Raw genomic sequence first — 431 nt, 5'->3', positions numbered from 1 at the left:
GTGCATCGGCGGCGGCATGGGTGCCGCCGGCGTGTTCGAAGTGTTCTGAGAACGGCCGGCACCCCCTCCGTTCGCCCGATCGAGCCCCGTGCCGGCCCCATGCCCGCACGGGGCTCGTTTTTTGCAGCACCCCCGCGCGGCCACGTCACGCAGCAGACACTGCGCGCCGCGGCCCGCTTCCATAATTTGCCGCATGACGACGCCCCTCCGCTCCACCCTCGATTTCCTGCTCCACGACTGGCTGCGGGCCGACGCGCTCACGCCGCGCGAACTCGCCGCCAACGATGCGCGCCTGCGTGCCCGCGTGGCGCAGCTCTGGCAGACGCGCCTGCTGCGCTATTCCAAGCTCACGGTGGCCGACGAGATCGAGAACGCGCTCTCGTATTACGAATCGACCTTCCTGCGCGAGATCCCCAAGCTCTACGAGGACC

1 protein-coding gene is annotated in these 431 nt (G+C 69.1%); it reads left to right on the top strand.

Features of this window, described 5'->3' with window-relative positions:
• Positions 1-193 precede the first annotated feature (193 nt).
• Positions 194-431, top strand: a 238-nt coding sequence (locus tag GVL52_RS32245) for a phosphoenolpyruvate carboxylase (RefSeq protein ID WP_200848022.1), incomplete at its 3' end; no start/stop codon positions are given.

Origin of the sequence: Rhizobium sp. 18055 (assembly GCF_902706285.1) — a bacterium.
Taxonomy (GTDB): Bacteria; Pseudomonadota; Alphaproteobacteria; order Rhizobiales; family Rhizobiaceae; genus Rhizobium.
The sequence above is the reverse complement of the archived record's forward strand: the minus strand, read 5'-3'. Positions and strand labels throughout refer to the sequence as shown.